The organism is Tessaracoccus lacteus, from assembly GCF_029917005.1.
Taxonomy (GTDB): Bacteria; Actinomycetota; Actinomycetes; order Propionibacteriales; family Propionibacteriaceae; genus Arachnia; species Arachnia lactea.
The window spans coordinates 2,885,843-2,905,272 of sequence record NZ_CP123967.1; the positions used below are offsets into that span (position 1 = coordinate 2,885,843).

Annotated in this window: 15 protein-coding genes; 2 read left to right on the forward strand and 13 right to left on the reverse strand. The window is 68.4% G+C overall.

The annotated features are described in order from the left end of the window. Positions 1–50: 50 nt before the first annotated feature. The 9 genes from QH948_RS13345 to QH948_RS13385 all read right to left on the reverse strand — a co-directional run bounded on the left by QH948_RS13345 (position 51) and on the right by QH948_RS13385 (position 11,632). Positions 51–2,180 carry a cellulase family glycosylhydrolase gene (locus QH948_RS13345; RefSeq protein ID WP_281144820.1) on the reverse strand — a complete coding sequence of 710 codons (2,130 nt, stop codon included), beginning with the start codon at positions 2,178–2,180 and terminating at the stop codon, positions 51–53. Positions 2,181–2,306: 126 nt separating this feature from the next. Beyond that, entirely contained in the window at positions 2,307–3,125 is an 819-nt protein-coding gene (locus QH948_RS13350) for a carbohydrate ABC transporter permease (RefSeq protein WP_281144821.1), read from the reverse strand. Continuing rightward, entirely contained in the window at positions 3,122–4,075 is a 954-nt protein-coding gene (locus QH948_RS13355; protein WP_281144822.1) for a carbohydrate ABC transporter permease, read from the reverse strand. Before QH948_RS13355 ends, QH948_RS13350 begins: the two co-directional genes overlap by 4 nt. 64 nt (positions 4,076–4,139) lie before the next feature. Next, positions 4,140–5,471, reverse strand: a complete 1,332-nt coding sequence (locus QH948_RS13360) for an ABC transporter substrate-binding protein (RefSeq protein WP_281144823.1) — start codon at positions 5,469–5,471, stop codon at positions 4,140–4,142. Positions 5,472–5,690: 219 nt separating this feature from the next. Then, positions 5,691–7,067 carry a phosphomannomutase/phosphoglucomutase gene (locus QH948_RS13365; RefSeq protein ID WP_281144824.1) on the reverse strand — a complete coding sequence of 459 codons (1,377 nt, stop codon included), beginning with the start codon at positions 7,065–7,067 and terminating at the stop codon, positions 5,691–5,693. After that, complete coding sequence (locus tag QH948_RS13370; protein ID WP_281144825.1) at positions 7,064–8,230, reverse strand: glycoside hydrolase family 130 protein; 1,167 nt, start codon at positions 8,228–8,230, stop codon at positions 7,064–7,066. Before QH948_RS13370 ends, QH948_RS13365 begins: the two co-directional genes overlap by 4 nt. Beyond that, positions 8,227–9,480: an AGE family epimerase/isomerase gene (locus QH948_RS13375; RefSeq protein ID WP_281144826.1), complete on the reverse strand. Its 1,254-nt coding sequence runs from the start codon at positions 9,478–9,480 to the stop codon at positions 8,227–8,229. Before QH948_RS13375 ends, QH948_RS13370 begins: the two co-directional genes overlap by 4 nt. Further along, a complete protein-coding gene (locus QH948_RS13380) occupies positions 9,473–10,456 on the reverse strand; it encodes a glycoside hydrolase family 130 protein (RefSeq protein ID WP_281144827.1) in 984 nt (327 codons plus the stop codon). The genes QH948_RS13375 and QH948_RS13380 overlap by 8 nt, the downstream gene beginning before the upstream one ends. A 234-nt stretch (positions 10,457–10,690) precedes the next feature. Beyond that, positions 10,691–11,632, reverse strand: coding sequence for a sugar-binding transcriptional regulator (locus QH948_RS13385; protein WP_281144828.1), 942 nt, complete (start codon positions 11,630–11,632; stop codon positions 10,691–10,693). Between the two features lie 115 nt (positions 11,633–11,747). Between QH948_RS13385 and QH948_RS13390 the strand changes: the two genes are divergently transcribed. Continuing rightward, positions 11,748–13,358: an alcohol dehydrogenase catalytic domain-containing protein gene (locus QH948_RS13390; RefSeq protein WP_281144829.1), complete on the forward strand. Its 1,611-nt coding sequence runs from the start codon at positions 11,748–11,750 to the stop codon at positions 13,356–13,358. A 540-nt stretch (positions 13,359–13,898) separates the two neighbouring features. Here the strand turns inward: QH948_RS13390 and QH948_RS13395 are convergent. Both QH948_RS13395 and QH948_RS13400 read right to left on the reverse strand, forming a co-directional pair. Then, a complete protein-coding gene (locus tag QH948_RS13395; RefSeq protein WP_281144830.1) occupies positions 13,899–14,270 on the reverse strand; it encodes an RNA-binding S4 domain-containing protein in 372 nt (123 codons plus the stop codon). Between the two features lie 298 nt (positions 14,271–14,568). Beyond that, positions 14,569–15,360, reverse strand: coding sequence for an HAD-IIA family hydrolase (locus QH948_RS13400; protein ID WP_281144831.1), 792 nt, complete (start codon positions 15,358–15,360; stop codon positions 14,569–14,571). 66 nt (positions 15,361–15,426) lie between these two features. Between QH948_RS13400 and QH948_RS13405 the strand changes: the two genes are divergently transcribed. Continuing rightward, positions 15,427–16,107, forward strand: a complete 681-nt coding sequence (locus QH948_RS13405) for an SDR family NAD(P)-dependent oxidoreductase (RefSeq protein WP_281144832.1) — start codon at positions 15,427–15,429, stop codon at positions 16,105–16,107. A 54-nt stretch (positions 16,108–16,161) separates the two neighbouring features. Here the strand turns inward: QH948_RS13405 and QH948_RS13410 are convergent, their stop codons facing one another. Both QH948_RS13410 and poxB read right to left on the reverse strand, forming a co-directional pair. Beyond that, positions 16,162–17,457, reverse strand: coding sequence for a resuscitation-promoting factor (locus QH948_RS13410; protein ID WP_281144833.1), 1,296 nt, complete (start codon positions 17,455–17,457; stop codon positions 16,162–16,164). Between the two features lie 235 nt (positions 17,458–17,692). Continuing rightward, positions 17,693–19,423 (reverse strand): ubiquinone-dependent pyruvate dehydrogenase, encoded by a 1,731-nt coding sequence (gene poxB / locus QH948_RS13415; RefSeq protein WP_281144834.1) that lies wholly within the window; start codon positions 19,421–19,423, stop codon positions 17,693–17,695. Positions 19,424–19,430 lie beyond the last annotated feature (7 nt).

Sequence of the window (19,430 nt, forward strand, 5' to 3'; positions counted from 1 at the left end):
TTCCTTCGGGTAGGGCGGGCCCGGTGCGACGCACCGGGCCCGCGGGGTTATCAGGACAGGGTGAGTCGGTCGACGGAGTAGGAACCGGCGCCGAAGTACACGAGCACGTCGTGCACCTCAGCCAGATCGGCCGTCGCGCAGCCGAACGTCTCGAGGCCGACGGTGACGGTCTCGCTGGTGTTCTCGGGCACCCAGTGCCAGGGCGACTGGCACCAGGTCCAGGCGTCCCCGTATCGCACGGCGACAGACACCGAGGTGCCGACGTCGCCGGTGGTGAGGTCGAACTCGATGGACCGGCGGGCGGACAGGTCGAGCGTCGGGTCGTCGGCCGGGGACCCGAACCAGGCGCCTTTGGAGGCGACCTGCAGTGCGGAGTCGCCGTCGGTCGCGCCGGAGGGTCCGGTGGTCAGGGCGCCGGCGTCGGACTGCCAGTTGGCGGCGGTCCAGCCCTCGAGGCCGTCCTCCCACGAGGCGAGCACGACGGGGTCACCGGCCGCCGGGCGGACCGTGACGGTCAGCGTCGCGGTCGACGTCGTCCTCCCGTTGCCGATGGAGTACGGGAACGCGACGGTCCCGACGAATCCCTCGGCGGGCACGAACGACACGGTGCCGCCCTTGACGATGCTCAGCGCGCCGCCGTCCTTGCTGACCGTGGTCTGCCGCCCCTTGCGGGCGATGTCCAGGTCGACCGTGCGTACGTTCACCGTCCCGCTGAGCGAGATGTCGTTGGCCGACACGTCGATGGTCGCGGTCGTGTCGCGCTCGACGAGCAGGGTGTCGTCGTCGGCCAGCGTCGTGCGGAGCAGCGAGGACGTGTTCTTCCCGGAGACGAGCTGGCCCTGCAGCGTCATGAGGGAGCAGACCGGGCTCGGGCAGTAGACGGTGAACCCGTCGTAGTCCGCGTACAACGTGCCGTCGTCCTGCTCGGAGGCGAGGATCCAGTAGAGGGCGCCGTCGACGCCCGTGTCCCGGACGGCCTTCAGCCACGTGTTGTACACGGGCATCCGGGTCGACTTGTCGAGGAAGCCGAACTCGCCGAGGTACACCGGCTTGCCAATCTTCTTCGCCGCCGCGGCGTGCTCGGTGATCCACCCCGTGCCCCACTCGACGGACGTCTTCCAATGGTCTGGGTAGAGGTGCATGGACATCATGTCGATGTTCTTCAGCGAGGCGAGCGCGACGGTGTCCACGCCGTCGGCGCAGTCCTCACCGAAGCCCGCGCCATAGCCCGACTCGCCGTAGCGCTGCGTCAGGGTCCACCTGCTCTCGCCGCGGCAGAAGAAGCCCTCGTCTCCCACGGAGAGGAGCTGCTTCCTCCCGACGGACTTCACGTAGGTGCTCATCTCGTCGGCCCAGGCCGTGATGGTCGAGGTGTCGCAGTCGCCGTCCGGGTATGCACCGGCGCTGGTACAGCGCGGCTCGTTGGCCAGCTCCCAGGCCATGATCGTCGGGTCGTCCTTGTACTTGACGCCCGTGAGCGAGTTGGTGCGGTTCATGAGCGTGGAGATCCAGTCCTTGAACCAGCCCTTGATCTGCGCGTCGGTGTAGAAGTCGGCGTGGGTGTCCTCGCCCGCCCAACGGACGTACTGGTCCATGCCGCCGAAGGCGTTCCAGTTGTTCGTGAAGGGGATGACGAGCCTGATGCCGCGCTCGGCGGCCGCCGCGACGACGTAGTCGAGCCGCTCGAGACCGTCGGCGCCGGTGTTGACCACCGGCGCCCCGGCCTCCTCGTCCCAGGCCTGGTACCAGACGCCCTCGAAGTTCTGGTGGACCGAACCGGATCCATCGGGGTTCTGGTAGTCCTGGAATCCCCAGGTCCGCATGACGATGAGCCCGGCGTCCGCGGCGTCGTCGAGGGCCGCATCGACCATGGCGTCGGACTTGTAGCCGAGGTAGTAGGTGTTGGTCCCCGAGAACTCGAAGACCTTGTTGCCGAGCATCAGCTTGTCGCCCTTGGCGGTGACGAACCGCGACGAGGTGCTGGCGCCGTGCTTCTTCGTCGTGCCGGTGCTCTTCTTGGTCGCTGGGGAATTGGCAGCGGCCGGCAGCCTGTCCTGCGTGTCGGGTCGGGCGTGTGCGGAGGCGGTCGCGGGGGCGAGCACCGAGGCTCCCACCGCCACGGCGGTCAGCCCGACGGCGACCGCCTTCCACCATGTCGATCTGCGTGTTGGATGAGTCATCTTTGACCTCCTGGGTGGCGAGTCCTGCCCGCTCTGCGGGCTGTCGGCCGCGGATGCGGGCGCGACGGTCCCGCCCGACGGCGGGTGCCGTCGGGCCGGTCTGTGGTGAGCTGCTCGTCCCGGGGGCTACTTGACCGCGCCTGCGGCCAGCCCCTTGTAGATCCACTTCTGCAGGAAGATGAACGCGATCACGGTGGGCACGATGACGACGATGGTGGCCGCCGCGATCATCTCCCACTGCGCCCCGTAGGGTCCCTTGAAGTCGAACAGCGCGGTGGAGATCATCGGCTCGGACCTCATGTAGAGGAACGGCAGATAGAACTCGTTGTAGATGGCGATGCCCTTGATGATGATGACGGTGGCGATCGCGGGCTTCAGGTTGGGCAGGATGACGCGCCGGTAGATCTGGAACGTGTTGGCACCGTCCATCCGGGCTGCCTCGTCCAGGGAGACGGGGATCGAGGCCATGAACTGCAGGAAGATGTAGATGGCGATGATGTCGGTGCCGGCGAACAACAGCACCAGTGCGGCCCGCGTGTTGTAGAGGCCGAGGCCGCTGATGATCTGGAACGTCGCTACCTGGCTGGTGACGCTCGGGATCAGGGTCGCGATCAGGAACAGCGCCATCACGAGCTTGCGGCCGCGGAACTGGAACCGGTCGATCGCGTAGGCGGCGGCCGTGCCAACCAGGATGGTGATGGTGAGCGAGAGCGCCAGGATGATCGTGGTGTTCATCAGGCCGCGCAGCATGTCGGCCTGATCGATGGCGACGGCGAAGTTGGAGAAGTTGAGCCAGTTCGACGGCGGGTCGAGCGGGCCGGTGGTGGCGTACTCCTCCTTGGTCTTCAGCGAGGCGAAGAGCACGACGGTCAGCGGCAGCAGCACGACGATGCAGGCCGCCACGAGGCTGACGTACTTGCCGATGGTGGAGAGCGTGCGGGTCATGTGAGATCGACCTTCTCGTCGGGGAAGAACTTGCGTTGGATGCCGGTGACGACCAGCACGATGACCAGCAGGATCACGGCCATGGCGGACGCAAGGCCGACGTTGTGGTGGTTGAACGCCGTCTGGACCGTCTGGATGACGAAGGTGGTGGTGCCGTTCGCGCCGCTCGTCATGATGAACGGGATCTCGAAGACCGACAGCGACCCGGAGATCGCCAGGATGAACGAGAGGCCGACGATCCGTCGGATGCCCGGCATGATGATGTAGCGGAACTGCTTCCACCGGTTCGCGCCGTCGAGCTCGGCCGCCTCGTACAGCTCCGGGTTGATCGACTGGATCGCGCCGAGGAACAGCACGAAGTTCAGTCCGGTGTAGCGCCACACCGACGTGGCGGCCAGCGAGATGTTCGCGACGCTGCGGTCGCCCAGCCAGAGCGGCGTGTTGTCGACGCCGAACCAGCCCAGCACGGTGTCGAGCGTGCCGCCCGGCTGGAAGAAGTACAGGAACACGAAGCCGATGGCGACGCCGTTGAGCAGGTACGGGAAGAAGATGATCCCGCGGAACAGATTTGAGAACCTGGTGCTGAAACTCAGAATAGTCGCGAAATACAGCGCCAGGCCCATCTGCAGGAAGGTGGCAGCAAAGTAGTAGAGGCTGACGTAGAAGACGCGGAACACCGTGGGATCTGTGAAGACCTTCACATAATTGTCCAGGCCGACGAAGTTATCTGCGGTGATATCTCCGAGCCCGCGCCAGTTGGTGACCGAATAGCCGATCATGTTGATCGCCGGCAGGTAGGTCAGCAGGAGCAGCAGGCCGACCGCGGCGGCGACGAACAGGTACGGGGTCAGGACCGTCAGCAACGGCCTGCGCCGCCTGCGCTGGGAAGGCGGCGGGGCACTCTCGGTCTCCGCTTCGCTGAGCTTCTCGCTCACTGCGGTGGTGGCCATCATCGGCTCCTTCTGCGGGTGGCCCGGGGCGCGGCCTCGCGGCCGCACCCCGGATCGATGGATGTCAGCTGACGAGCGAGGTGACCGCGTCGCCCCAGCGCTGGTTCAGGTCGGCGAAGAACGACGCCTTGTCGCCGTCGGCCTGGCCGCGGGCGGTATCGACGAGCTGCTGGCGGTAGAGGTTGCCCCACACGTCGACCTGGGACTCGTCGGCGACCTTGTTCAGCAGGCCCTCCTCACCCTCGGGCGAGGGGTTGTTCTCGAAGAGCTCGACGCCCGCGTCCTGCAGGGCGGTGAGGTTCTCGGGGAGGTCGGTGACGGCCTTCGAGGGCGAGATCATGCCGGAGATCTCGGCGAAGTCGGAGTCCTTCACGAGGAACTCGAGCCACGCCTGCGCGGCCTCCGGGCTCTTCGTGTTGACGTTGATCGCCAGACGGCGGTCGCCGCCGATCTTGGCGTACTGCTTGCCGTCGATGTTGGACGGGAACGGCATGAACCCGACGTCCTCAGGATCGGCGCCCGCGTCGGTGGCCGCCTCCTGGAACTGGGCGATCGACCAGGAGCCGAGCACCATCGTGGCGATCTTGCCCGTGGCGAAGTCGGACTTCGACTGCTCCCAGTTGGTCGTCAGCGGGTCGGTCTCGCTCAGGCCCTGCGCGACGATGTCGTACAGCAGGCCGTCGACGATGTTGGCCGGCTTGCCCTCGTCCCAGGGGGACGTGTCGGTGGCCATCTCGTTCTCGACGTCGCCGTTGCCGCCGACGCCCGCGAAGTTGTCGGTCCACTGCCCGCCGAGCGGCCAGCCGTCCTTGTAGTTGGTGTAGTACGGCGTGGCGTCGGTGTTGTCCTTGATCGCCTGGAGGTCGGTCAGGAACTCGTCGGGTGTGGTCGGGAGATCGGTCAGCCCGGCCTCCTCCCAGACGGCCTTGTTGTACAGGACGCCGAAGGTGTTACCGCCAACGGCCAGCGCGTAGACCTGGTCCTCGTAGGCCTTGTCGCTGACGAAGCGGTAGTCCTCCTCCAGCTCGGAGACCGAGCCGAGGCTGGTGAAGAAGTCGTGGTACTGGTCGACGCCGACGGCGTCGGGGATGAGGAGGACGTCGCCGTAGCCGTTGGGCGTGTTCATCCGGGTGCGGACTTCGTCCTCGTAGTTGGTGATGGACTCCACCGTGACCTTGACGTCGGGGTAGGTCTCGTTGAACTCCTCGACGTAGCGGTCGAAGGTACCGTCCTTGTCGAGGTCGGTGCGATTGGTCAGGAACGTGATGTCTCCGGAGACGGTGCCGTCGCTGGTGCTGGAAGCGGCGTCGCTGTCGCTGGATCCTGAACAGGCGCCCAGCATCAGCGACGTCAACGTCGCCGCTGCGACAAGGCTGATCGTTGCCTTGCGTGCCATGGTTTCTCTCCTTGGGTCTGGTACCTGCGCCATGGATGGGTAGGGAGCACTCATCCGGGGGTACGTGGCTAAAGCTTAAGGTGTTTCACACCTGAAACTTAAGCGGTTTAGTGATGTGTTATGAAATCTTTATAAAGTACATTTGGAAGGGGTGGTAAATGGCCGCTCGGGTACTTCTCCGAGCGTTTCCGGGCGGAGATTTGAGCGGGGCCGAGATTATTACCGGATCAGAGCGAGCACCTCATCCCGGATCTCGGTCATTTCGTCGGATGTGGCGGCCTCGACGTTGAGTCGGAGCAGCGGCTCGGTGTTGGAGGGGCGCAGGTTGAACCGCCAGGTGCCGCCCTCGACGCTCATGCCGTCCAGGTTGTCGAACTCGACGCCGGGCCGCGTGGCAAAGGCGTCGTGCACGGCCGCTGTCGCCGCGTCAGTGTCGGCCACCCTCGTGTTGATCTCGCCGCTGGGCACGTAGCGGGCATAGTCGGCGACCAGCTCCGAGAGCCTGGTGCCAGCCTGGCTGCGCCCGAGGGCTGCGAGGACGTGCATCGCGGCGAGCATCCCGGAGTCGGCGTTGAAGAAGCTGCCGAAGTAGTAGTGGCCGGAGTGCTCTCCCCCGAACACGGCGCCCGTCCGGGCCATGTGGGCCTTGATGAACGAGTGCCCCACCTCGGTGCGCACCGGGGTCCCGCCCAGTTCGCGGACGAGCTCGGGGACGGCCCGCGAGGTGATCAGGTTGTGCAGGATGGTCGCGCCGGGTCGCCGGGCGATCTCCCGCTCCGCGATGAGGGCGGTCAGCGCCGACGGGCTGACCGCCGCGCCGCGCTCGTCCACGACGAAGCAACGGTCGGCGTCGCCGTCGAAGGCCAGGCCCAGGTCGGCATCCTCCGCGACGACGCGGGCCTGCAGGTCGACGAGGTTGGCCGGGTCCAGGGGGTTGGCCTCGTGGTTCGGGAAGGTGCCGTCGAGCTCGAAGTAGAGGGGCACGATCTCCAGCGAGTCGCCGCCGAGCACCTTGGGCACCGTGTACCCGCCCATGCCGTTGCCCGCATCGACGACGACCTTCAGCGGCCGGATTCCGGTGAGCGGGACGAGCATGTGGAGGAACCGGGCGTACTCGCCGAGCAGGTCGATGCTTCGGACGCGGCCGGGCGCGACACCTTCGGGCGCATCGATCTCGTGCTTGACGAGGTCGCGCATGGCTCCGAGGCCGGTGTCGCGGCCTACGGGCACGGCCCTGGCGCGGCAGAACTTGATGCCGTTGTAGCCGGCGGGGTTGTGGGAGGCGGTGAACATCGCACCGGGCAGCTCGAGCTGACCCGATGCGAAGTAGGCCATGTCCGTGGAGGCGAGGCCGATGTTGACGACGTCGACGCCCTGGGCCGTGACGCCGGCGCAGAAGCGCTCGACGAGCTCAGGGCCGGACGGTCGCATGTCGTGCGCGACGATGACCGCGCCGGGCCCTCCCTCGGCCGCACTCGCGCCGGTCACGCGGGCGAAGGCTCCGCCCAGCCTCTCGGCGAGGTCGCCGTCGAGCTGCTCCGGCACGAGGCCCCGGACGTCGTAGGCCTTGATGACGGCGTCAAGATCGCGCTTCATGCGAGGAACTCCCTGTTCGCCTCGATCAGTTCGATGCGCTGCTCGACGCTGGCCGCCGAGCGGAGCCCGTCGACCGGGGTGCTCGTGACGTAGTCGAGCAGCCGGTCGATGGTGCTGGTGGCGACGTGGCACCTCGTGTCGGAGGACGCGTAGTAGATCCGCACGCTGCCGTCGGCGCGCGACGTCCACCCGTTGGCGAAGGCGACATTCGACACGTCGCCGATGCGCTCCTCGAACTCCGGGGCGAGGAAGTAGCCGCCGGGACGGTGCGTCACTCGCCACGGCTCGTCGAGATCGGTCAGGTAGAGGTAGAGCACGTAGCGGAGGCCGGCCGCGGTGTTGCGGACGCCGTGTGCGAGGTGCAGCCAGCCGCGCTCGGTGCGCAGCGGGGCCGGGCCTTCGCCGTTCTTCGCCTCGGTCACGGTGTGGTAGGCGCGGTGCTCGATGACCGTCTCGTGGTCGATGACGGCGCCCTCCATCGTGTCGGCCAGGCCCCAGCCGATGCCACCGCCACTGCCGGCGGTGATGAAGTCGTCCTGAGGGCGGGTGTAGAAGGCATAGCGGCCGTCGACGAACTCGGGGTGGAGCACGACGTTGCGCTGCTGCGGCGACGGGGTGACCAGGTCGGGGAGGCGCTCCCACGTCTTCAGGTCGCGGGTCCGGGCGAGCCCGGCCTGCGCGCTTGCGGCCGAGAGGTCATCGGAGGTGGTGTCCTTGCGCTCGGTGCAGAACAGGCCGTAGATCCACCCGTCCTCGTGCTGGACGAGGCGCATGTCGTAGGTGTTGGTGTCGGGCTCGTCGGTCTCGGGCATGACGACTGGCGTGTCCCAGAAGCGGAAGTTGTCGATGCCGTTGGGGCTCTCGGCGACCGCGAAGAAGCTCTTGCGGTCCCAGCCCTCGACCCGGCACATCAGCAGCGTGCGACCGTCGATCTCGATGGCTCCGGGGTTGAGCACGGCGTTGATGCCGAGTCGTTCGAGGCCCAGTGGGTTCGTGGCCGGGTTCAGGTCGTAGCGCCACGAGACGGGGGTGTGGGCGGCCGTGACGACGGGGTTCTGGTAGCGGGCGTAGATGCCGTTGTACCAGCGCTCGTCCTCCCGGTTGGGGAGCGCGAGCAGTTCCTCCTGCTCGGAGATCAGCTGGGCGAAGGTCTTGATCCTCATGCGGGTTGTCCGTTCCATGCCGGATAGGGCGTGTTAGTGGTGGTCAGCCTGCGCGCGGCCTCGAGCAGCGCACGGACGTGGTGGTAGGGGCACTCCCAGGGGCCAGCCTTGGGGTAGGTGTCGTCGGGCGCGCGGTCGGCGTCAAGGACCTTGAGCCAGTCGCCGCGGTCGCGGTCGATGTGGTGTCGGGAGATGACGCGCCAGCAGGAGGCGGCCGCGGCCTCGAAGGCCGGGTCGCCCGTGATGCGGTAGGCCTCGAGGAAGCCGACCATCCCCTCGGCCTGGGCCCACCAGTGGCTGCTGCGGTCGGCGTGTCCGTCGCGGGTGCCGACGGCGGGTTCGAACTCGTGGAGGATGAAGCCCTCGTCGTCGATCCCGTGGTCGAGGACCGCGACGGCCAGCTGGACAGCGGCGCGCTCGGCGCGTCGGATCAGGTGGGCGTCGCCGAGAACGTGGGCCGCCTCGGTGAGCAGCCAGGCGCCTTCGATGTCGTGCCCGAAGGACACGGCCCCGGTCAGCGGTCGCCATTGGCGGTCGAAGAACAGCCGGAAGGCACCCTCGTCGTCGGCCAGCACGTGGTCGAGGATGTCGATGAGGACCGCGGAGAGTCGGTCGCGCACGCGCGGGTCGCCGGTGCGCGCCGCCAGCGCGGAGTAGGCCTCCATCACGTGGAGATGCGTGTTCATGGACTTCGGGGCGTCGAGGTCGCGGAGGCTGAGCCGCATCTCGGCCGCCGGGGACCAGTCCCGGGCGGCCGCCTCGACGTAGCCGCCGAGTTCACCGTCCGCGGTGTGTTGTTCGATCAACTCGAAGATCTCGCGGGCCAGGCTCAGGGGCTCGTCGTCGTCGGTCGCGACGCTGTAGGCGACGAGGCCGTAGATGGCGAAAGCCTGGGCGTAGGTGTGCTTGCGGTCGTCGACGACGGTGCCGTCCGCCGCGACGCTCCAGAAGACCCCGCCATGTCCGGGGTCACGCAGCACGTCGCGCAGGTAGCGGTAGGCGTGCCCGGCGACCTGGAGATGGCCGGGCTCATCGAGCTCGGTCGCCGCGGTGGAGAAGGCCCAGAGCACCCGCGAGCAGAGCACCGCGCTCCGCTCGACGGTGTCGTCGACCGCGCCGTCGTTGCCGACGGCGCCGTGGAAGCCCCCCGCCGGGTCGACCGGCACGGAGGACCAGAAGGGCAGCACGTTGCCGGTGAGCTCGGCCAGGAGCTCACCGGCGTCGAACCGCACCGGGGCGGACTCAGCCACGGAAGGAGTCCGCGTCGCCGGGGGCCAGCTCGGAGTCGGCCTTGAGGGCCGCGACGATCCCGTCGATCGTGCCGAACGCGATCGCGGAGTAGGTGTCGGCGGCGCCGTAGTAGATGGCGAGGCGTCCGGTGTCCCCGTCGCACAGGGCCGCGCAGGGGAAGATGACGTTGGGCACGAAACCGGTGGTCTCGTACTCACGCTCGGGGGTCAGGAGGTAGCCGCGGCTGCGGTAGAGCACCTTCTCGGGGTTCTCGAGGTCGAGGAGCGCGGCGCCCAGCGAGTAGACCATGCCGTTGGCCGTGCCGGAGACGCCGTGGTAGAAGACCAGCCAGCCCTCGGAGGTCTCGATGGGGGTCGGTCCGGCGCCGATCTTGACCGACTGCCACCAGGTGGACTTGTTGCTCGTCATCACGCGGCGGTGGCGGCCCCAGTGGGTGAGGTCGGGGCTCTGGCTGACGAAGATGTCGCCGAAGGGGGTGTGGCCCGAGTCGCTGGGCCGGGTCAGGAGGCGGTAGGTGCCGTCGATCTGACGCGGGAAGAGGACGCCGTTGCGGTTGAACGGGGTGACGGGGTTCTCGAGGCGCACGAAGGTCTCGAAGTCGTCGGTGTAGCCGAGGCCGAGCGCGGCGCCGCCGAACTCGGTGCACCAGCAGACGTAGAAGCGGCCGTCGATCTCCACGACGCGCGGGTCGTAGGCGTAGGACGGCTGGTAGGGCTCGCCCTGCTCGTCGACCCAGCGGATGGGCTCGTCCCTGATGTCCCAGGAGAGCGCGTCGGAGCTGAACCCGACGTGGATCGCGGCGGTGCCGGTGCGGTGGTCGGCGCGGAAGACGCCGGCGAAGCCGTCGCCGAAGGGCACGACCGCCGAGTTGTAGATGCGTGCCGTGCTCGGCGTCGGATTCCAGCCCAGGATCGGGTTCTCCGAGTAGCGCCACAGGGCGTCGGTGCAGCCCTCGGGGCGGTCCTGCCAGGGCATGGTGGGGAGGGGACCGTGGGCGGTGGCGGTCACAGCGGGCATCGGCGTTGGCTCCAGTCGTTGTCGGCGTGTCTCGCCGGACCCCTGGCGACCGTCTCTGGCCGACCTGGCGGCACCGAGGCGCCGTCGAGCAGCAGTGCTGAGGATCCGACGACAACGATGATGGCAGGAAAAACCCGAGAAGTAAAGCGCTTAAGTTCTAGGCATTGGGGAACCGATCAGGGCGAGGAGAAGTCAGGCCCAGCGGTCCAGCAACGCGGTGGCGGTCGGCTCGTCGGTGACAAGGGCGTCGATCAGTCCGCCGGCGATGGCACCGCGGATGGCGTCGACCTTCTCGACGCCCCCCGCCACCCCGACGACATTGTCGAGTTCGCGCAGCTCATCGAGGGCGACACCGAGGCGACGACGCGACCAGTCGGTCTCGACGACGCGGCCCTCCACGTCGTACCACTCCCCCAGCATGTCGCCGACGGCTCCCTGCTCGGCGAACGCTCGGACCGCCGCGTCCGTGGTCACGCCGGCCAGCACCGCGGAGCCGCCGGGAGTCGCGGCCCCCATGCCGGTCAGCGTCAGGTCCGCCCGCCGCGCGAGGTCCAGGATCTCGCGGACGGCGCCCTCCTCGCGGAACGTGGACGCCACCTCCGGGGTGGAGACCAGCAGCGGCGCGGGCAGCGTGCGGAGCCGGCGGATGACGCCGGGGCTGCGGGTCAGGACCTCGTCGATCGCGCTCAGCGACCCCGTCGACGCGACGAGCTGCACGCCGTCGAGGGACTCCTCCGAGAGCATGGACAGCGCGCGGGCGACCGAGTCGCCCCAGCTCAGGCCCACCACGGCGCCGGGATGCAGGTGCCGGCGGGCATACGCGGCAAGGGCCGCGGCCACCCGCTCGTTGGTGCGCTCGCGCGAAAGCTGGCCGATCGCGGTGGGCACCACGATGGCGTCGGCCAGGGAGAACGCCTCCTTGACGCGCGTGGCGAGCCGCATGGCACCGAGGTAGGCCGCGTCGAGTTCGATGCGGACGATGCCCTGCTGGCGGGCGGACTCCAGCAGCCGCCCGACCGTCTGGCGCGACACGAAGAGCCTGCTCGCGACCTGGGCCTGCGTGAGTCCGTCCTCGTAGTACAGCCAGGCGGCGCGTACTGCTAGATCAAGGTCGGTGGGGCTGGCAGCTGCCACGGAGCGCTCCTCGGGTTGGACGTCCCATGAGCATATGCCCAACTCCTGCGCAGACGCTCAGCGGGGGTCTCCAGTCCCGTAGATTGGGCAGCGTCAGTCAGAGAAAGGCCTCCCCGTGACCCAGATCCCGACGCATCAGCACGCGATCCAGTTCGTCGGCGTCGACGAGATCGTGCACAACACCAACAAGCCCGTGGACGCCGTCGGCCCGCACCAGTTGCTGCTGCAGGTCGAGGCCTGCGGCATCTGCTTCAGCGACACCAAGCTCCTCCACGCTTTCGACTCGCACCCACGCAAGTCGGAGGTCGTCGAGGGCATCTCGGCCGAGGCACTGGCCGAGATCCCCAGCTACAAGCCCGGGATGCTCCCGACCGTCCCTGGCCACGAGCCCGTGGGCCGCATCGTCGAGGTCGGCGCCGAGGTCACCCACTTCGCCGTCGGTGACCGCGTCCTCGTGCAGGCCGACTGGAAGCACCTCCGGACCGCCAACTCCAACGGCGCGTTCGGCTACAACTTCGAGGGCGCGCTGCAGGAGTACGTCGTGATCGACGAGCGCTGCGCCGTGTCCCCGTCTGGCGAGGAGTTCCTGATCCACGTCACCGACGGCCCGTCCGCCGCCGCCGTCGGCCTCATCGAGCCCTGGGCGACCGTCGAGGGTTCCTACGCCTGGGCCGAGCGCAACCACGTCGCCGACGGAGGCCGCCTGCTGGTCGTCGCCGACGGGCCGGTCACCGGCATCGACGCACTCACCGCCGAGCACCAGCCGGCCGAGATCGTCACCCTCCGCTCCGGTGAGATCGCCGATCTGGCGGGCGAGTCGTTCGACGACATCGTCTACTACGGCGCCGACGCCGCCACGATCGAGACACTTGCCGCCATGCTCGGCACCCGCGGCGTCTTCTGCGTCGTGCTCGGCGGACACACCATCCCGCGCAAGGTCAGCCTCGACATCGGCCGGGTGCACTACGACTTCATCCGGTTCGTCGGCACCCCGGGCGACAATCCCGCCGACGGGTACGCCTGGATTCCGCCGCACGGCGAGCTGCGCGCCGGCGACAAGGTCGCCATCATCGGCGCAGCCGGCCCCATGGGCATGATGCACACGATCCGCGCCGTCACGTCCGGTTTCGAGGGCATCACCGTCACCGGCACCGACCTCAGCACCGACCGGCTCGAGCACCTGGCGGCCACCGTCGATCCGGTCGCTGCCGAGCGCGGCGTGCCGATCACCTACGTCAACACCGGGGAGGAGCAGCTGCGCTACGGCTTCACGCACATCTCGTGCATGGTGCCGGTGCCCGCGCTGGTCTCGCAGGCCGTCGACCTGGCGGCCGAGGACTCAATCCTCAACGCCTTCGCGGGCATCCCGGCCGGTACCAAGGGCGAGTTCGATCTGCAGGGCATCATCACGCGTCGGGTCTTCATGCTCGGAACCTCGGGATCCGACGTCTCCGACATGCGCACGGTGCTGCGGAAGATCGAGGAGGGGATCATCGACACCCACATCTCGCTCGACGCCGTGACAGGCATGGCCGGGTTCACCGACGCCATCGGTTCGGTCATGAACCGGACGTCCGGCGGCAAGATCATGGTCTTCCCGATGCTCCACGACCTGCCGCTCACCCGCCTGGTCGACATGGCGGAGAAGCTGCCGCACGTCGCGGCGAAGCTGAAGGACGGCATCTGGACCAAGGAGGCCGAACAGGCGCTGCTCGCCGGTCGGTGACCGCTGGGTCGCCCAGCACTTCGACAGGCTCAGCACAGGCCTGTCGAAACACCACCTCGGGTCGTTGAGCCTGTCGAAACGCCCTGAGCGAAGCGGAGGGTCCAACCCGATCACGCCTCGCTCCGCTCGGCGCCCTTCGACAAGCTCAGGGACCCGGACGAGCTCAGGGACCCGGGTCGCCCAGCACTTCGACAGGCTCAGCACAGGCCTGTCGAAACACCACCTCGGGTCGTTGAGCCTGTCGAAACGCCCTGAGCGAAGCGAAGGGTCCAACACGATCACGCCTCGCTCCGCTCGGCGCCCTTCGACAAGCTCAGGGACCCGGACGAGCTCAGGGACCCGGACGAGCTCAGGGACCCAGACGAGCTCAGGGACCCGGACGAGCTCAGGGACCCAGACGAGCTCAGGGACCCGGACGAGGAGCACTTCGACAGGCTCAGCACAGGCCCTGTCGAAACACCACCTCGGGTCGTTGAGCCTGTCGAAACGCCCTGAGCGCAGCGAAGGGGCCCAGCCCGGACACTGCCAGTCCGTCGACGACTACTGGTCCCCATGCAGGAAGCGGTCGAGCTGGCGACGCTCGCGCTTGGTCGGGCGCCCGGTGCCACGGTCGCGGACGCCGACCCGACCGGTCATCTCCGCGATGGGCGGCGGCTTCTCGGGGGTCCGGTCGAGATACGCGGCCTGAGCGACGGGGGCACCGACGCGCTTGGCGAGCGTCGGGTCGCGGACCTCGATGATGCGCTCGTCCTGGTCACGTCGGACACGGATCACCTGTCCGGTGACGACCTCCTGCGACGCCTTCGGCAGCTTGTCGTCGACGCGAACGTGCCCGCCGCGCACGGCGGCGGTGGCCATCGAGCGCGTCTTGTAGAGGCGCACGGACCAGAGCCAAGCGTCGAGTCGAGCCATGCGCCAACCTTAGTCGCGCCGTCGAGAAGGCCCGCGACGAGGACGCCGTCGAGACCGCCCGCGATCAGGCGCCACCCTTACGCGCAGACGCTACCCGTCGCTACCGATGCCACCGCCATGGCGGTGGCATGTGTCACGAAGGGTGGCGTCCGTCGGTAAGGGTGGCGTCGGTTGAGAAGGGTGGCGTCTGGAGAGGTGACGACGCCGGACTCAGCGGCACGCCGGACCCAGCGGCACGCCAGTCTCACCGGCGACGTCGGACTCACCCGCGACGCCGGACTCACCCGCGACGCCGGTCTCAGCCGCGCGCCCCCGGCTCCTCGAGGAGCTCGAACACCCCGTCGACGACCTCCGTCGGACGGAAGGGGAACTCCAGCATGGTCTCGCGGGTCGCGATGCCGGACATAACCAGCACGGTGTGCAGGCCGGCCTCGATGCCCGCGACGATGTCGGTGTCCATCCGGTCGCCGATCATGCCCGTCTCCTCCGAGTGCGCGCCGATCCGGTTGAGCGCGGAGCGAAACATCATGGGGTTGGGTTTGCCGATGACGTAGGGCTGCCGGTTGGTCGCCGTCGTGATGAGCGACGCGACGGCCCCGGTGGCGGGGATGATGCCATCGGCCGCGGGGCCGGTGGCGTCGGGGTTGGTGATGATGAACCTGGCGCCCTTGTTGATGAGCCGGATCGCGGTGGTGATCGATTCGAACGAGTAGGTGCGGGTCTCGCCCAGCACGACGAACTCGGGGTCGCGGTCGGTCATGATCATGCCGTGCTCGTGCAGCGCAGTGATCAGGCCTGCCTCGCCGACGACATAGCAAGTGCCGCCCGGCATCTGCTGCGCCAGGAACTTGGCAGTGGCAAGGGCCGACGTCCAGATGGACTCCTCGGGCACGTCGAGGCCGGAGTCGCGCAGGCGGACCGACAGGTCGCGCGGCGTGTACGTCGGGTTGTTGGTCAGCACCAGGAAGGGCGTCTCGTTCCGCTTCCACTGCGCGATCAGCTCTGGCGCGCCGGGGAGGGCCTTGTTGTCGTGGACGAGGACTCCGTCCATGTCGGTGAGCCAGCACTTGATGTCCGCACGGGTACGCATGCGACCACCGTACCCACCCCCGCACGGCCTAGATTGGGGTGCGGACAAGATCGTCGAGAGGACACCATGACCAAGAAGGCCATCGTCACCGGACACAGCCGCGGCCTGGGTGCCGCGCTCACCAGCCAGCTCGCCGCTGCGGGCTGGGAGGTGCTGGGCGTCTCGCGCTCCGCCGGGGCGCACGTGGACCTGAGCGACACTGCGGCGCTGACCGCCTGGCTCGACGGCGGGGAACTCGCGTCCTTCATCGACGGCGCCACCGAGCTACTGCTGATCAACAACGCCGGCATGCTCGGCCCCGCCGACCTGGCCGGCCATCAGGACCCGGCAAGCGCCATCGCGGCGGTCAACGTGAACGTCACGGCGCCGATCCTGCTGACCGACGCCGTCATCCGGCACCGTGGCCAGGGCGTGCCGGTGCGCGTCGTCCACATCTCATCGGGCGCGGGTCGCCGACCGCTCGCCGGCTGGAGCGTCTACTGCGCCACCAAGGCAGCGGTCGACCTGCACGCAACCACCGTCGCCGCGGAGAAGCTCGACGGCGTGCGGATCGCCGCGATCGCCCCCGGGGTGGTTGACACGGACATGCAGGGACTGATCCGCAGTTCTGACGGCTTCCCGGCCCGCGACGACTTCGTGGCGATGAAGGAGCGCGGCGACCTCCTCACCCCCGAGGAGTCCGCGCGCCGCGTGCTCGCCATCGCCAACGGCCCGGACTTCGGCGAGAAGGTGCTCGAACGCGTCTGACCGAGAAAACAGCGACGGCCGCCCCGCGAGGGGCGGCCGTCGACGTTCTGCAGATCAGTAGAGGCCGAGCTTGCGGGAGCAGGCGGGCCACTGGCCCCAGCCCGAGCGGGCCTGGAGGATCTTCGCCCGCTTGGTCTGCTCAGCGGCGGAGGCCTGCGACGGGATGCCGGAGCCGCCGACGGATTGCCAGGTGCTCACGGTGAACTGGTAGAGGCCGTGGTACAGGCCATTGGAGCTCACGATCGACGGGTTGCCACCCGACTCACACTGAGCGAGCTTGGCCCACACGCCCGACACCGACGCCGAGCTGGAGGAGCTCGAGGAGGACGAGCTGGACGACGATGACGAGCTGCTCGAGGATGACGAACCCGAATCCGAGGAGGACGACGACGTGGTCGCCTTCACGACCGGGCGCTCCTTGGTGCCGACTGTCGTGACCTGATCGACCTTCTTGGTGGTGGTCTTCTTGGAGACGAGTTCCTTGGAGACGACCTCGCCGTCGCGCTTGACGATGCGATAGGTCTTCTTGATCTTGCCGTCGACGCCCTCTGTGGTGATCTTGGACTCACCGACGTACAGGTCGTCGCTCTTGACGGTCTTCTTGTCGTAGTCGACGGTCGTGGTGGTCGACTTCTTGACCGTCTCCCACCGGACGATCGTCACGATCGTCGTGCCGTTCTCGTTCGCGGACACGGAGACGTCGTCGCCTTCTGCCAGTTCGATCTTCTGCGCGTCCAGCATGGCCTGCAGGTCTGTGGGCTCGTCGAGCGTGACCTTGGTCGACCCGTCCATCGTGACGATCTTGACCGTGCCGCTGAGCGGCAGGTCGATCGCGGCGCGGGAGTTGGAGCGCGTGACATCCATGTCGAGGTCGCGTCCGTCCTCGGCCGCGGCGGCCAGCGCGGAGCCGACGTCACCCTCGGTGGTCCACAGGGTCTGCGAGGTGCCGTTCGACGTCACGCTCACGGCCTCGGCACGCGTCACCTGGACGGCCGCACCGTCGGTCAGCGTGGAGTCGAGCGCAGGAGTGACGGCGTCGTGGGCGCCGACCTCGATGCCCTGATCGGCGAGGAGGTCGGCCACGGTGGTGGTGAAGGTGCCGACCTCGGCAGTGGTGCCGTCGGCGGCGACCGTGACCGACTTGTGGGCGGAGGAGACCATGTAGCCGCCGACTCCGAGAGCCAGCGCCAGGACTCCTGCGACGCCCGCGGCGACGCGCACCTTGCGGCGCTTCGGGGCTGCGACGGGGGCGTCGGCCGAGGGGGTCTCGGCGACGTCCAGAACCTCGGTGGGCTCGGCCCCGTTGGGTGCTTCGGCGTTGTTCATGGTGCTCCAATAGGTCTCAGACAACAGCACCACTGTAACTGAGAGATCCTCAGAAACCTAAGGCCGCTCTCAGTTTTCTTGACCGAAGACCGCCCGAACGCTACCCCACAGCAGGGCCACAGGGCCCCGACAAGGCCCATTGCCCGCAGTGGCGACCCCCAGGTCGACCCTCAGGTCGGCTTGCGAGCTCGGTCCCTGAGCCTGCTGACGCTGTGCCCGCTTCCCACGTCTCTCTGCAGGCCCAGGGACCACACCGGGCTCAGAAGAGCTGCCGCCAGTTGGTGGCGGCCAGGTCGACAAGCTCGTCGCCACGGCCTGACAGCACCGTCCGCAGCGCGTAGAGCGCGAAGCCCTTGGCCTGTGCGGCCTGGACGCTCGGCGGGATGCTCAGCTCCTGGCGGGCTGTGACGATGTCGACCAGCGCCGGGCCGTCGTGCGCGAAGGCCTCGCGCAGCGCACCCTCGACCCCGGCCGAGTCCTCGACGTGGAACGCTCGGATCCCCATCCCCTCGGCGACCTTCGCCAGGTTCGGGTTCTCCAGCCCCGTGCCGTAGTTCACGAAGCCGGCCGACTTCATCTCCAGCTCGACGAAGTTCAGCGACGAGTTGTTGAACACGACGATCTTGACGGGCAGCTTCGACTGGACGAGCGTCAGCAGGTCGCCGAGCAGCATCGTGACCCCGCCGTCGCCGGACAGCGTGACGATCTGGCGCCCCGGGAAGGAGCTCTGCGCGCCGATGGCCTGCGGGACGGCGTTGGCCATCGATCCGTGGTTGAACGAACCGATCAGGCGACGCCTACCGTTCATCCTCAGGTACCGGGCGGCGTAGATGACGGGAGAGCCGACGTCGGGGATGAAGACGGCGTCGTCGTCGGCCAGCCTGTCAATCAGCGCCGCGACGTACTGCGGGTGCACCGGCTCGCCGGCCTTCGCGGGAGCGGCGAGCTCGTCCAGCTTCCGGCGGGCCTTCGCGTAGTGCTTCTGGGACGCCTCCAGGTGCGACCGGTTCTCCTTGCGCTGCACCAGCGCCGCGAGTGCAGCGGCCGTGTCCTTCACGGTGCCGGTCAGTCCGACGTCGACGTGGGTGCGCCGCCCGATGTTCTCCCCGCGGACGTCCACCTGGATGACGGTGGCCTTGTCGGGATAGAACTGCTGATACGGGAAGTCGGCGCCGAGGATCAGTAGCGTGTCGCAGGACTCCATCGCGCGGTAGCCCGACGAGAAGCCCAGCAGGCCTGTCATGCCCACGTCGTAGGGGTTGTCGAACTCGACGTGCTCCTTGCCGCGCATGGTGTGCACGATCGGGGCTCCGAGCGCTTCGGCCAGCGCCATCAGCTCGTCGTGCGCGCCAGCCGCCCCGGCGCCCGCGAGGATGGTGACCTTCGCGGCCTCGTCCAGCACATCCGCCGCGCGGCGAAGTTCAGCCTCCGGGGGCAGCACGCGGACCGACGGGTCGCTCGTCGCCACGATCTCGGCCGACGAGGTGGGCGCCAGCGCCACGTCGCCCGGGATGACCAGCACCGCGACGCCCCGCTTCGCGACGGCGGTCTGCATCGCGATCCGCAGCAGGCGCGGCATCTGATCCGGCCGCGTCACCAGCTCGCAGTAGACGGAGCACTCGCGGAACAGGTCCTGCGGATGCGTCTCCTGGAAGTACGTCGACCCCATCTCCTCCGACGGGATGTGTGCCGCGATGGCGAGCACGGGCACCCTGCTGCGGTTGGCGTCGTAGAGGCCGTTGATGAGGTGCAGGTTGCCGGGGCCGCAGGACCCGATGCAGACCGACAGCCGGCCGGTCAGCTCGGCCTCGGCCCCGGCGGCGAAGGCCGCAGACTCCTCGTGACGGACCTGCGCCCAGGTCAACTCCCCGGAGCGTCGCATGGCGTCGGTGATGCCGTTGAGGGAGTCACCTGGGACCCCGTAGACGTGCGTCACCCCTCCGGCGACGAGCGATGCGATCAGGTTGTCGGCGACTGTGGTCATGTGCATTCCTCCT